The following is a 13,385-nucleotide window of genomic DNA, read 5'->3' as shown; positions in this document are numbered from 1 at the left end:
TCTTGCCAAAAAAAATCGTCATCATCCGAGTGGGATTTTGACGATATGTGACGTTATCCTTGGATTAACGTGATCTGCCGGCCATCGATCCGTAACAGACCGTCCGCCACCAATTGTTTGAGTTGGCGACTCAGTGTTTCCGGCGTGATGCCTAAGAAACTGGCAAGTTCCTTTTTCTTTTCCGGTAACGTGAATTGGCTGGTGTGTTGTTCCTGTCCAACTTGTTGGAGATACGCTAGCACACGGTTCTTGGACTTTAGATTACCTGTGAGGGCGCTGACGGATTCTAACGCCGTCAGTCGGTCTCCCAGAATATTCAGGAGGTTATAGGCCACGGTCGGTACCCGATGGAGCAGCGTCTGAAAGTCTGCCCGGCCAATCGAGCAAATCTTGGTATCCACCACGGCTTCGGCGTAGTTAAAATGTGCTCGTTGGGTAAACAACGCGGCCTCGCTATCAATAGCACCGTCACGTAACATATAGAGCACCTTCTCCTTGCCATTCTCATTGAGCTGATAGACCTTGACGCGGCCTTCATCGATGATCAGCATGCGGTCTAGTGGCTTGGTTGGATCGTAGAGGACACTTCCCCGCTTGAACACCCGTTGGTGAACAGAGATCTTGGTGAGCTCAGCAAGATCAGCATCGGCCAATCCCTTAAAGATGGGCGCATTCTGTACACATTTAAACGGATCGTGAGTCATCTTTTACCCCTTTCTTGATAATTATCAATTTTTTAATGTGTCTTTTATTATACACTAGACCCATCACTTCGAGGAGGTCATTACATTATGAAAATCTATCAAGCAAAAATCGTGCCACTTAACGAACAGGCCATTGGTACGGCAGCCCACGGGTCGGCCGTCTTCATCATTAATGACGACCAGTTGACTATTCACATTGAAATGTTCGATACGCCCGCTAACCTCCAGCATTGGGAACATTTCCACGGCTTTCCCGATGGTAAGGCCGCGGCCATTGCAACGAACGCCCAAGATGTCAACCACGATGGCTTTGTTGACCTCCCCGAGACCAGCGCCGTCTCGGGCACAACCATGGTTCCTTTCGACGCAGCGCCTCACGAAATGAATATTCCAAACGATAACTATCCCATCTCAGATGCTAATGGGTACTTCGCCTACACCAAGGTCGTACCGCTAGCTGCCCTTAATTCCCAATTCAAGGCAACATTTGACGACGGCGAGTTGGCCTTGGACAAACGAATCATCTACATTCATGGGGTGACCGACGATGTTGACTTGCCGGACACAGTAGCCGGCGCAGTCGGCCACTACTCTACCCATGTCACGTTACCAATCGCTGTTGGGAAGATTGTAGCTATCACTGAGGGGTAACGGCGATCACCTGTAGCTGAACAACCTTTTTGTCATAACGTTGGCAGGTCCAAATCGTTCCAACCTTTTCTTTACGTACTTCGTCATTTATCTATTTTCAGTTTTAATACGATAACGGGGCGCCCTAAATGGGCGGTCCCGTTTTTATGGCCGTTCTACAAAAAACGGTGTCACCCGAAGGCAACACCGTTGTGGTCAAAATCAATTTTATTTATTCTCACGGAGCAACCGCGCCTGCCACCGAACGACAGCCAACAAAACGATTGCAATCAACAGGAACATACCAAAGACGCTGGCTAAGAACACCTGTGATTCACCGGTTTGTGGCAACCGTCCCGCAACGAGATCAGCTGTACCGGAGTGAACGACACTAGCGACAGCGCCGGCCGGTTTATTGGCCGTACCGTGGCCACTGGTGACACTGGTCGTGGGATACTTTCCACTCGGAATATCGGTGTTGATGGTGTCACCATCGTTGCCAGTTGTAACTGCTGGCTTCTTTCCTGGAGTGTTTGGATCCACAGCATCACCATCACCACTACTATCCGTACCAGTGCTGGTATTTCCACCAGAACCACCGCCATGGGGATTATTATTCACAATCGTAATCCCCATGCTGGTACTGCCCATGTTGCCAGTATTGGTCGACTCAGCAAGCGCCGTTGTTCCGAATCCAAGACCCAGAGCAACCGCAACTACTGCCACAAGTCGCCTAATGATTTGCTTCATGACCGCCGCCTCCTTTCGAGACTGCCTTTACTTCTCTTCCTCTTCATCATCCTTACGTCGCTTACGCCGAATGAGGTAAATAATCAATAGGATCAGGAGAACTAAGATCAGCATGGCCAATGCGCCGAGTCCGACAAGTAACCAGATGTTAGGGCCCTGATTATCCACTGAGTCCTTATTGTACTTGTCAGCCTGCGCTTGAGTAATCGTAAAGTTCCGGTCAAACACCCACTCGTGGTCGGTATTCTTAACGACCATATGAAGATGGTAGTGACCGGCTGCTAGCGCCGTCTTCCCATATAGCATTGGATAACCATAAGTCGTGTTTGGCGCCATTTGGACATTCTCTCGCTGAGCCTTCTGAACAACCTTACCACCATCACGATTCGTAATCGTCGTCGTGGTCTTAAGATTAGGAATCATTACCGCTGTTGTATTTCGAACATTTGCAATGATACCTCGGTGATAGTTACTTAAACCAGCACCAACCTTGCCTAAACTCATTGATGGATCGGGCACCTGGCCCAACGTATACTTCATTCCAATAACATAGGAGTACTGACTTTGTAAATTCCCAGCACCCTTAACATTACCAGTTACCTTACTGTCAGTCCGTTGGAAATACCATCCACCTAGAATGACGCCGTTAAAATTAGTCTTAGGAATCTTAACGTTAGCTGTAACGACTTTATAACCCTTCGCTGGAACAGTAATCGTTTTACTTCCTTGAATCTTCGTAAGGTCACTCATCTTATAGCGCAACGAGGAATCAAAAGTTTTAGCCGAATTCACATAGTCAATCGTCCCAGCAGAACTGGTCCAAGCTGTGTGAATGGCCGTCTTAACCGTGATATCCTCATTCGTAACATTATAAACTTTTACTTGAAGCGTCTGCGTCTTATTAGAGTTCATTCTCAAGTCAAAAAATGAATTCTGTTTATTCATTTGATTACTTGGTAGCTTAGCAGCTACACTATAGCCTACATTGTTGGTGGCTGCCTGTGCATTATCTCCTAAAGAGAATAGCCCCATACCGATCAACGCAACAATCGCCAACAAGACTAACCTAACTCGCTTAAATCCTAACATCCCTACACCTCTGCCTTACCCTAGTTAATGCAAATCTTGTAATATCTTTATAATACTACACTCACAAGCAAAAAGGTGTTCATTCGCACAGAATGGACACCTTTCATCGCATTTTGAAAATTAAGCACCTGGGGTGTCGCTTAAGGTCCAGTTTAATTTACCAACGTAAGTACCAGTAGCAACGTTAGTAGGAACTGTTAAAGTAACATTTGCAGGGTCTAGTTGCATTGTGGTAACACCAGCACCGTTGCCCGTCTTGGCTGAGTAGATAGTACCTGGAGTACCATCAGTTGCTAATGCAGTCGTATTTGCCTTGTCAATCGTTGAACCATCTAGAACAGCCGAATTCTTAACAGTCGCTGCTGATCCATCCAAATCAAGCGTAGCACCCTTAAGGTCCCCAACCTTTGTATCGGTCAATGCTGAACTGTTCACTTGAACTGTCCAACCAGCATTAGTACCACGTGTGTCAGAAACTTCAGAAATCAAGTTCGTGTTTGTAGAAAAAGCAGTGTTACCAACAGTAACGACGTTTGTACTACCGTCAGCATTCTTGTTGCCATTCTTGATAGTCTGGGTTGTCCCAGAAGTTTGTGACTTAATTGGTGTATCAGCCGACCCAAAATCAATACTGTCGGAAACATACAGGAATGTTAAATCCCCACTTGGTGTAGTCCCACCATTGCCGCCAGGATTAGATGGATCAACAGTAGTCCCAGGATTGTTGGGATCAACTGGTGTAACATTTTCATTTGGCTTAGTGAAATGAACCGTACTATCTGTGGTACCAGTACCCGTAGTTGCCGCGTTAGCCGTAACTGGTGCAATGGCCCCCAATAATAATGCACTTGCTAATAAAATACTGCTTACTGTCTTTTTCATAATTAAGCACCCCTCATTTTGTGTTTAAATCCCTCAAAGTCTCTCAACAACAAATATTTAATAATTCTCGATTACTCCATAACCACTAGTCACCGCGAAGACTGGCTTCACTTAGTTAATGGGGAATCATTTCGTAACTGCCTCCTAGTCGGTGGTTACGCTTTACTAAATATGTAACAAGTTCATTATAACGTGGGAAGGTTTGCCTGTAAATAGTTTTTTTAACAAAAAGTGAAACTTTTTTAAAAAAATAGCGTTTTCACTATAAAAACCGTTATATCAGGGTGTGTAACCGTTATCAGGTTTGTTAGGGAAACTTATTTTAGCGCTAATTTATCAGCGTTTTAACAGATGTGGCTAAAAATTAGTCAGGTGATAAGGGATGACACCCCATTGTCATTTACCTGGATAATATTTTGACGAAATCCAGAAAAAAAGACCCCCTCACTGAGGCCTTTGCCACTTAATCCTGTGATTTCAAGAGCTGGTCAACGAGCTGTTGTGTCGCGGTAGAACGGCCTTTTTGGCGATCCTGAACGCGTAGATAATACTGATGAAGAGCCGACAATGTCACTGCCGCCGTTGCTGACGGTAAATCATACAGTCGATGATAAGCGGCTGTAACCGTTCCCATGTCGTCACCCCCGTGCACGAGTCGCCGTAATTGTTGCGGGGTCACATGATTCTTTCGCGCTGGCACCCATCCGGTCGCCGGCTGCTGAGCGAGTCGTTGCTGGAAAGCCTGTTTCAACTTGGCTGGCCAATCCACAGGTAACGGTTGCCCGGCCGCGAGTTCTGCCCTGATCGTTAACAGCTGCGGATAGACCGCAATCGGAACCTGTCGCCCCTCCCACGTCTGCTGCAACTGGGCCAATCGCGCCTGCCGCTGTCCCGCCGTCAGGTCAAAACCCACCGCCGCGTTGAAGACATCATCGTCCCAATCTCGTTGCCGTTGCGCCGCTAACTGACGGGTGATCCGATTCAGGTCCGCCACCAAATAGCGGGGAACGATCTGTAACCGTGCCGCCTTGATCTGGCCGCTTCGGGCAAACTCTGTCGCCATCACGCCCAACTGATAGGAATTGACCAGTTTGCGCAGGGCTACCGGCATCTTAATCGCCGCCAACTCCTGTTTGAAGACGGCCAAGGTCAGGTGTTGGGTCAACAAATCCGCGACCGCCGCCAAATATTGTCGATAGTCCGCCGCATCTCGCAGTTGACGCTCCGCATTGGATTGGGCCGCATTGGCCGCTTCCCAAGCCGCCCGCTCCTCCTTGACTGCCAAGTCCTGCTCCCGTTGGCGTTTATCCTGAGCAAGAACTTCCTGTGCCGCCGCGACATCCCGGTCGGCCGTTTGAAGCTGACCGTACTCTGTCAAATACGGCGTGAGTTGTGCGTCCGGTAACTCCTGCGTTTTATGGCGTAAATATCCCGTTACCGTAGATTTCGTGCCATTGTGTACCCAACGTTGCCGTCCGCGATGCGTCTCCGGCAAATTGGGCAAAGCATCCGCCGTCCACAAAATTTCTGGCACCACTGGATAATGTTCTGTGAGCTTATCGTACTGGGCTACCGCGTGGAAATTATCCTCGGTGGTGATCGCCATCAGATACTGCATCTCATCGCTCATGAATTTTTTGACGCACTCCGAGCCGACCAAAATCTCGTGGCCGGTCACCCGCAACACCACGTGGTATTCGTAGCGGACCGGCTTGTGGCACAGCGCACAGTGATGCCAGTCCGTCCGATTCTCGCTAGCATTGATGGCGTACGGTAAGCGCGCCATCAATTTCCACGCTAGACTCCCGGTCACCAGCCAGTCCACCCGTTGTTCGGCAATCACCTCACGTGCTGATCGTGTCAAAAAATCACTGGTCTCCTTGATTGTGGGGTGCTCGCGCAATAGCGGCAGGACGCGGGTCAAGTCCGGTAAAGCCAGTGCGGGTTGCGTTAATTGGAGAAACCGGTTCTGAGCCGGCGTGAGGAGTGTGATTGCCATGAAAAAACATTTCCCTTCTGCGTTAAAAGTCGTCTCATAAGCATAGCATATTTTATCAGCGCGGAGAACATACGTTTCGATATTTCGTCAAAAAAAGGGCGCACATCTCTGCCGTCCTGAAGTGCCCCCCCAAGGTTGGACACAGAGAGTCCAACCTTGGGGGGGCATTTTAACCATTTTTTTGATATCAAGCCAATTTTTATTTAGATGTGAACCATCATTACGGCTCCACCAATCAGAATCGCCAGGCCAATCACTTTGGGAATCAACTGCTTTAGATTGGCTTCTTTCAGAACCACGACACCAAGGATAGTTGCTACCACCACGTTCAGTTGTGTCAGGACGAAACCGTTAACCAAGCCGTTTAGACTCAACGACATCAAGTAAGTTCCTGCCGCGACGGCGAAGATAAAGCCCGAGGTAATATTACGCAATCCCCAGGGATCTTGCCCCGGAATTCGTTTACGCCCAACTATGTAAATCGTTAGAGCCCCGGCCATCATCCCCAACGTCTGTGGCAGAAAACCGTTGAGCCCCTTAGCCACCGTGTAGTGCGGGAACCCGGAGTACCCCCAATAACCGACACAGGTCACCACCAGCATCGCATAGGCACCAAGGTCCTTGCGTGACACGTGGATCACACCATTGCTGATCATGACCCCGGCCAAGATAATCAGGAGGGCAATCACGCCCAGCACGCTATCGTGCCAGCCGACCCATTCACCGAAGACCCAGCCACCAATCAGGGAGTTCCCGATGATCTGGAGCGCTGTGGAAAAGGGCACCGCGTTGTTAACCCCAAGCGCACCGTAGCCCCAGTACTGACCGCCTTGACCGATACTCCAGCAGACCCCGGAGACAAAGTACAGCAGGAAATCCGTGAGGCTATAATCATAGTGAAAGATCAGCTGTAAAACAATGGCGCTGATCACGCCCCCCACACTGGTTCCCAACAGTTGTTCCGTCCAGTTGCCGCCAGTTCTCCCCTGCATCCAAATGGGTAAAATCCCCCAAAATAACGCGGGCAGTAGACCAATGACGATATTCATCCCGATCACCTAATTTCTAACTTCAATAGGTTTAATCGTACGCCATTTCTGAAAGCGCTGTCAATGATGATTCTATAAGTTTTTCGTTGAATTTAGGGTTTGGCTTAGGTGATAGCCCAAATCGCTTGAACATTGGCGGGAAGCTGTCGACAACGAGAGACGATTGCATTTGGCGGTTTTCAGGCGAGCTGGAAGCCCGTCCTTCGGCTGGAGGCGTTCCCCACAGCAAGCGGAATTTCTGGCAGCCGGAGCGCGACTGTTTTCACTAATTTAACGGTGACAATTCCTACAGTCGCAAGAGTAAAGCGAGCATTTTGGCTTTCACCCTTTAGTCACCATCATAAAAGGTGACGGTGCTGTCTAAATTTCCAACAACAACGCCACCTTTGTATAGATCAACTTTTTAAGATTAGGCTGCAAGCACGTTCTTTGCCCTAAAGCTTGCCGTTCATAAACTGGGCTTCACCATTCCCAAAGCTCCAATCGGCCTTGGTGTTGCTGGTGATATTGATCAAGACATCGGTCGGGGGCACGCCCGCACCAGCTTCCAGTTCTTTGACTAACCGCGCGTAGAACCGTTCCTTGTCGGCCTCTTCGCGGGGACTGGATGTCAGACTGAAGATTAACGTCTTTTCCGTCCGGTCAAAGCCTAATCCCACGTCCCAAACGATCATTTCTTCTGGGTCGTGTTGTGTGACAATCTGGTACCGGTCGCGGGGCAACAGATGTAGCTCCTCCGTGGCCACCTTGTAGGCAATGTCCAAAATAGTTTTGATTTCGGCCTTACTTCGACCTCTGTACATATCGATTCGCATTAATGGCATGGTTTCTATCTCCTTCTTGCGTTGTCTTTTAACTGGGCCGGTTGAGCAAGACGACTTCATTTCGCCCCAGCGTCATTCACCAGCACGGCTTTACCTGTAAATATAGCAGAAACACGTTGCTTTTTGGGCTAACGTGACTTGCATGGGTGTGGCCTTAGCGCCATAACCCTTAACGACAAGATTCAGTCTACTCGGAAACACTAGAGAAAGAATTGATAATTATCAAGTTTTTCGATAATTTTTACTATACTACCGACTTGTCAAATCAACGGCTTTGGTCGCAGTATACCTCATGCCCATTTTACTTGCTCCTAGTTTTACCAGCATCAGACATTTCCCACGACGTTTAATTTTCAGCCGACCAAGCCTTCAGTGCCACCCCGGTCCGGGAGTCCGCCTGCGTAATAGCCTCTCGCGGCGTCCCACTATACTGGATGTGTCCGCCATAGCGTCCGGCGTCCGGGCCCACGTCGATCAACCAGTCCGCCTGACTGATGACCGCCAAGTTGTGTTCAATAATAATCAAGGAATTGCCCGCCGCAACCAAGTCGTTGAATAACTTCATTAGTCGCGCCGTGTCCTTCAGATGTAGACCAGCCGTGGGTTCGTCCAGCAGGTAAATGGTTCCCTGCTTGCCCAACTCAACGGCTAATTTCAACCGTTGAAGTTCGCCACCCGACAGCGTCGTCAGGGGTTGGGCCAGTGTCAAATAACCCAAGCCGACACGATCCAAATTTCCCAATTGACGCGCTAACTTTGGCGTATCTTTGAAGAAATCCGCAGCCGCCGTCACCGACATCTGAAGCACTTCAGCAATCGTTTTGTCCCGGTAGTGATACTGCAGGGCTTCTTCACTATACCGTTTGCCCTGACAGAGCTCACAGGTCTGGACGACCGGATCCATGAATGCCATGTTGGTGATGGTAACGCCCTTCCCCTTACACCGGGGGCAGGCCCCCTTACCGTTGTAGCTGAACATACTGGTGCCGACGCGCCCATTTGCTTGGCTAAATAGCTTCCGTATCTCGTCCAAAATACCCAGATAGGTTGCCGGCGTCGACCGAATGTTAATGCCAACTGGTGTCTGAGCTAAGTCAATGTAGTCCTCATGTAACTGCTGTTTGAGCGCCGTGACCAACGACGACTTCCCGGAGCCCGCGACACCAGAAATGACCGTCATCACGCCTAACGGCACGTCCACACTCACGTCCTGTAAGTTATTCTCAGTCACGTGCCGGAGAGCCAGCCGCTGGCGGACCGGTCGTTCGGGACCCCATTCGTGCGGTCGCCGCAGCCAGTTCCCCGTCAGTGTGTCAGAGTCCAACAGCTCCCGATAGGTCCCGGTAAACGTAACCGTTCCGCCACCCTGACCAGCTTCTGGCCCCATTTCAACCACGTAGTCAGCAAATGAGATCATTGCCGGATTGTGTTCAACGACCAGCACGGTATTGCCCTTCTCCTTTAACTTTGTCAGGGCTTGCTTGATCAACTGAATATCGTGCGGGTGCAGGCCCACACTGGGTTCATCCAAGATGTAGACCATGTCGACCAACGCACTGGTCAGGTACTTGGCAATCTTGATGCGCTGCGCCTCACCACCGGACAGCGAGCTAGTCCCCCGATCGAGCGTCAAATAGCCCAGACCAATATCGACCAACGACTGAATCTTGGTGGTCAGTTCTCGCACCACATCGGTCGCCAGCGGTTCGGTAATCGCCTGTAAAAAGGCTAATACGTGGCGTAAGTCCATCGCTGCGACTTCCGCAATATTTCGCCCGTTGATGTGGTTGGTCAAGACCCCCGCCTTCAACCGTGTGCCATGACAGACCGGGCACGCTTTATGCGTCACGATCGCCGCGATCGCTTCACGATGATGTTCAGCTTCCTTCTTCCCAATGACCGACCGCCGAATCCGCGGCACGACACCCTCGTACAGTGCCGTGCGGGGAAACCCTTCCCCGGGGTGCTTCAGGGTCTGTTGCGGGGCATGCATGAGCATTTCATACTCGTCAGCCGTGTAAGCCTTAATAGGCTTATCGTCGTCAAACAACCCACTCGTCGCGTATCGCCGCCAACGCCAAGTGTTCGGGCCAAAGCTCACAAAGGTAATCGCCCCTTGATTGAGCGACTTCTCCGGATCAATCAGCTTACTTTCATCAATGTCATCGACGTATCCCAGGCCCTGGCAAGCTGGGCACATCCCTTGTGGCAGATTGAATGAAAAGCTATCGGAATACCCGATAAATGGCTTGCCGATTCGTGAAAATAAGAGCCGCAATAGCGAATAAATCCCGGTATACGTCGCCAACGTAGACCGCGCATTCTTTCCCAGTCGCTGCTGCGCAATGACGATAGCCACCGGCAAGTGGTCAATGTGCCCCACATGCGGTTGCCCGTATTTCGGCAAATACTGTTGCGTGAAGCTGGGAAACGTCTCGTTGAGTTCCCGTCGCGATGCCGCGGCAATCGTATCAAATACCAGTGAAGACTTGCCGGACCCTGATAGCCCAACAAACACCGTCGTCTGGTACTTGGGCACTCGCAGACTCACGTGGTGCAGATTATTTTGGGTGGCGTCTTGAATGTCAATATAGCCTTGTTCAAATGTTGGTTGCATGCCCGAACTCCTTTCGTCTTATGCCGTTTCTTCTTGTCCCGCTGGTGGTTGGTCGTGTTGCTGCGATTCTTGCTAGAGCATTTCAGTGCCTCGCCTGGTAGTGAAACGACACTTACATTACCAATCATCACGAGCCCTACCCGACTACCTTACCACACTCTAAAATTGCGCCAAAGTTCAGCGACTCGCAAGCAAAATTGCACAAACTTCGGGCCAAAACGCCTATACTCAAGCCTGTGATTACAACTACCTAAGGAGGAATCTTCAATGTCCTTATTTAAGAAACATCCACTCGATTTACCCGCTGCCGTGCTCGCTGGCGGCGCTGCTGGCATTGTATCCGGTCTGGTCAAGCTTGGCTGGGAAAACGTCCTGCCACCCCGAACCGAAGAACGTAACGCAACGAATCCCCCACAGGCCTTATTGGAACAATTCGGCATTCCTGCTAAAGTGACCCACGCCACCTACACTTACTCTGGGCACAAGCTACCATGGGTCAGCTACGTGATTCACTTTGGCTTCTCCACGACCTTTGCCGTGCTCTACCAAATCATCGGCGAAAAGTTGCCCTTCATCAAAAAGGACGCCGGCACTTGGTTTGGCCTGACTATCTGGATTGCCTTTCACGTCGGCCTGATGCCAGCGATGGGCACCGTCCCCGCCGCCAAGGACCAACCAACGGAAGAGCACGTCTCGGAGGCCCTCGGCCACATTGTCTGGATGGTCACCAACGACCTCGTCGGGGCAGAGGTCTACCGGCGCTTGGTGGCAGAGAAGCACAAATAGCAATTAAATTACTTTCCAATTGACTTGACGACTTGCCGTAATCGTAGCCTTAATTCTGGACGGATAATTTCTATATCCGTCCCTCACGACCACCTGGTAAGCCACGGGTAACATTGCATCTGTATCGAGCGCCGACAACCAATTTCACTATGGAGGTGTCGCCAAGGATGAGAACTTGGCAAACGAAATGGCCGGAACGCCTGAGCTACGGCCTTAGCGATGCGGCCGACAATCTGGTCTTCCAGATGATGACCACCTACCTGTTATTCTTCTACACTGATGTCTATGGTCTGTCCGCTAGTTCTGCCGCAATTCTATTCGTGGTCGCGCGGCTGGCCGATGTTGTGGAAAGCTTCATCATTGGTTTAATGATCGACCGAACCCATTCGAAGTGGGGGAAGAGCCGACCATTCTTTCTGTGGTATGCGTTGCCCTACGTCCTATTTGCCGTATTGACCTTCGTCACGCCACCATTTAGCGGCACCGGTAAACTCATCTGGGCCTACGTCACTTACCTGGGACTGGGCTTCTTCTACACGGCAGTCAACCTGCCGATTACCTCAATTCTACCGACCCTGACGCAAAACGACCACGAGCAAACGATGCTGGGCGTGATTCGTCAGTTCTGTGGGAGCTCCGTGCAAATCATCGTCGCCGTCTTCACGCTGCCATTGGTGGCGCTATTCGGGCACGGTAACCAACAGCAGGGATTTCTGTTAACAATTATTCTGTTTGGTGCCATTTCACTGGCATTGATCTGGAATACCTTTTTCCACGTACACGAGCGCTTCACCAATTCTGAACAGTCCCATCAGTCATGGCACAGCGTGGGAAAGATGCTGCGGCAAAATAAGCCTTGGTTGGTGATTTCAGTGGTTATCCTCCTCTACTGGGTGACGACGTCCATCAAGAACCAAACGACGATCTATTATTTCAAATACATTCAGCACAGTGAAGCTCTAGTTCCCTACGCTAATGGCTTCACATTCGCAGCCTTAATCGGCGTGCTGTTGATCGTTAACTCGGCCCAGCAATGGGGCAAGAAGCGCACCATGTTGAGTGGCATCGCGATTGCCGCGGTTGGCCAACTGATTCTGAGTGGCGGGGTCGTCAGCAATCATCTCCCCATCATCTTTGGCGGTATCCTGCTGAACTCGGTAGGCAACGGCCTGATTATCGGGCTGGTCTCCATCATGATCGCCGACACGATTCGTTACGGGATGGCAATGGGCATTCAAGCCGAAGGCATCCTGGCTTCCACCGATGATTTTGGCGTCAATGTGGGCCTCGGCTTGGGTGGCCTGATTACAGCGGGACTCTTCCACCTCTCGGGCTATACGGCTAACCACTCGCAAAACGTGGCAACCCAGCACATGATCACCCTGAACTACGCCTGGTTACCCCTGTTGCTTTACGTCGCGATGTTTGCCGTGCTCTTGCTCTACAATGAGCGAGAATTGCAGGCTAGAATTACACCGGTTGACCGTGATGCTTAGATTGTTTTTGGCAACACGACCTGCTGGTAGTACTAGAAATTAGCACGGCTGATTTCCCCGTATACTAATACCAATGTAAAAATCAGAAAATTTGTCTCATTATTTTCAAAATTAAGTCAAAAAAATCACCCATCACTTAGCGGAAAACGTTGCTAGTGGTGGGTGGCTTTGATTGTAAGGCGAGTTTACGAACTGGATGGATTGCCTAAAGTATTGAGATGGGGATAACTGGCAATTTATGACTTGCGGAACGTATTTTGTAAAGCTAAGTCTCCTGTCCGGCTATTTGCTTTTAATGGCTAGGTAGATTTGGGTCGTTAAACTTGCTCTCGTCAGGATGTCCGGAAACTTGCGGCTTCTGAAACGAGTTCAGTCGGGCAGGTCCCTCCGCTTAACCCAGATAAGCACCGGCTCGGCTCCGCCAATCTGGCACTTATCTACGTTAATGCTCAGGACCTACCGCCTTCTTCACACTCTGTTTCGAAACGAGTTCCGCAAGCCAGACTCTTCCGCTTAGAAAAATAAGTGACTCCTGTCCGGCGAGGCTGTTAATGGTTAT

11 protein-coding genes are annotated in these 13,385 nt (G+C 50.2%); 3 read left to right on the top strand and 8 right to left on the bottom strand.

What is annotated here, in order from left to right:
• Positions 1-53 precede the first annotated feature (53 nt).
• Positions 54-704 (bottom strand): Crp/Fnr family transcriptional regulator, encoded by a 651-nt coding sequence (locus ACKTSF_RS00280; RefSeq protein WP_407885512.1) that lies wholly within the window; start codon positions 702-704, stop codon positions 54-56.
• Positions 705-791: 87 nt separating this feature from the next.
• Here ACKTSF_RS00280 and ACKTSF_RS00275 point away from each other — a divergent pair, with 87 nt between their 5' ends.
• Entirely contained in the window at positions 792-1,355 is a 564-nt protein-coding gene (locus ACKTSF_RS00275; protein WP_407885510.1) for a hypothetical protein, read from the top strand.
• Between the two features lie 207 nt (positions 1,356-1,562).
• Here the strand turns inward: ACKTSF_RS00275 and ACKTSF_RS00270 are convergent, their stop codons facing one another.
• The 7 genes from ACKTSF_RS00270 to ACKTSF_RS00240 all read right to left on the bottom strand — a co-directional run bounded on the left by ACKTSF_RS00270 (position 1,563) and on the right by ACKTSF_RS00240 (position 10,544).
• On the bottom strand, positions 1,563-2,084 hold the full coding sequence (locus ACKTSF_RS00270) for an LPXTG cell wall anchor domain-containing protein (RefSeq protein WP_407885508.1): 522 nt from the start codon (positions 2,082-2,084) through the stop codon (positions 1,563-1,565).
• Between the two features lie 27 nt (positions 2,085-2,111).
• Complete coding sequence (locus ACKTSF_RS00265) at positions 2,112-3,173, bottom strand: WxLIP family cell surface protein (RefSeq protein WP_407885506.1); 1,062 nt, start codon at positions 3,171-3,173, stop codon at positions 2,112-2,114.
• 120 nt (positions 3,174-3,293) lie between these two features.
• Positions 3,294-4,055, bottom strand: coding sequence for a WxL domain-containing protein (locus ACKTSF_RS00260; RefSeq protein ID WP_407885504.1), 762 nt, complete (start codon positions 4,053-4,055; stop codon positions 3,294-3,296).
• Between the two features lie 463 nt (positions 4,056-4,518).
• Entirely contained in the window at positions 4,519-6,054 is a 1,536-nt protein-coding gene (locus ACKTSF_RS00255) for a hypothetical protein (RefSeq protein WP_407885502.1), read from the bottom strand.
• Positions 6,055-6,257: 203 nt separating this feature from the next.
• Positions 6,258-7,103: a GRP family sugar transporter gene (locus tag ACKTSF_RS00250; RefSeq protein WP_407885500.1), complete on the bottom strand. Its 846-nt coding sequence runs from the start codon at positions 7,101-7,103 to the stop codon at positions 6,258-6,260.
• Between the two features lie 434 nt (positions 7,104-7,537).
• On the bottom strand, positions 7,538-7,927 hold the full coding sequence (locus tag ACKTSF_RS00245; RefSeq protein ID WP_057734670.1) for a tautomerase family protein: 390 nt from the start codon (positions 7,925-7,927) through the stop codon (positions 7,538-7,540).
• 346 nt (positions 7,928-8,273) lie between these two features.
• On the bottom strand, positions 8,274-10,544 hold the full coding sequence (locus ACKTSF_RS00240) for an ATP-binding cassette domain-containing protein (RefSeq protein ID WP_407885498.1): 2,271 nt from the start codon (positions 10,542-10,544) through the stop codon (positions 8,274-8,276).
• Positions 10,545-10,811: 267 nt separating this feature from the next.
• Here ACKTSF_RS00240 and ACKTSF_RS00235 point away from each other — a divergent pair, with 267 nt between their 5' ends.
• Both ACKTSF_RS00235 and ACKTSF_RS00230 read left to right on the top strand, forming a co-directional pair.
• Positions 10,812-11,330: a DUF1440 domain-containing protein gene (locus ACKTSF_RS00235; protein WP_407885496.1), complete on the top strand. Its 519-nt coding sequence runs from the start codon at positions 10,812-10,814 to the stop codon at positions 11,328-11,330.
• A 167-nt stretch (positions 11,331-11,497) separates the two neighbouring features.
• A complete protein-coding gene (locus ACKTSF_RS00230; RefSeq protein WP_407885494.1) occupies positions 11,498-12,826 on the top strand; it encodes an MFS transporter in 1,329 nt (442 codons plus the stop codon).
• The last annotated feature ends 559 nt before the right edge of the window (positions 12,827-13,385 follow it).

The organism is Levilactobacillus muriae (assembly GCF_045862015.1).
Lineage (GTDB): Bacteria > Bacillota > Bacilli > Lactobacillales > Lactobacillaceae > Levilactobacillus > Levilactobacillus muriae.
Note: the sequence above shows the minus strand (reverse complement) of the source record. Positions and strands in the feature narration are given on the sequence as shown.

What these genes read in the sequence shown, in the direction of transcription:
- ACKTSF_RS00280 (WP_407885512.1), bottom strand. Translation starts at nt 704, where the DNA reads ATGACTCACGATCCGTTTAAATGTGTACAGAATGCGCCCATCTTTAAG.
- ACKTSF_RS00275 (WP_407885510.1), top strand. Translation starts at nt 792, where the DNA reads ATGAAAATCTATCAAGCAAAAATCGTGCCACTTAACGAACAGGCCATT.
- ACKTSF_RS00270 (WP_407885508.1), bottom strand. Translation starts at nt 2,084, where the DNA reads ATGAAGCAAATCATTAGGCGACTTGTGGCAGTAGTTGCGGTTGCTCTG.
- ACKTSF_RS00265 (WP_407885506.1), bottom strand. Translation starts at nt 3,173, where the DNA reads ATGTTAGGATTTAAGCGAGTTAGGTTAGTCTTGTTGGCGATTGTTGCG.
- ACKTSF_RS00260 (WP_407885504.1), bottom strand. Translation starts at nt 4,055, where the DNA reads ATGAAAAAGACAGTAAGCAGTATTTTATTAGCAAGTGCATTATTATTG.
- ACKTSF_RS00255 (WP_407885502.1), bottom strand. Translation starts at nt 6,054, where the DNA reads ATGGCAATCACACTCCTCACGCCGGCTCAGAACCGGTTTCTCCAATTA.
- ACKTSF_RS00250 (WP_407885500.1), bottom strand. Translation starts at nt 7,103, where the DNA reads ATGAATATCGTCATTGGTCTACTGCCCGCGTTATTTTGGGGGATTTTA.
- ACKTSF_RS00245 (WP_057734670.1), bottom strand. Translation starts at nt 7,927, where the DNA reads ATGCCATTAATGCGAATCGATATGTACAGAGGTCGAAGTAAGGCCGAA.
- ACKTSF_RS00240 (WP_407885498.1), bottom strand. Translation starts at nt 10,544, where the DNA reads ATGCAACCAACATTTGAACAAGGCTATATTGACATTCAAGACGCCACC.
- ACKTSF_RS00235 (WP_407885496.1), top strand. Translation starts at nt 10,812, where the DNA reads ATGTCCTTATTTAAGAAACATCCACTCGATTTACCCGCTGCCGTGCTC.
- ACKTSF_RS00230 (WP_407885494.1), top strand. Translation starts at nt 11,498, where the DNA reads ATGAGAACTTGGCAAACGAAATGGCCGGAACGCCTGAGCTACGGCCTT.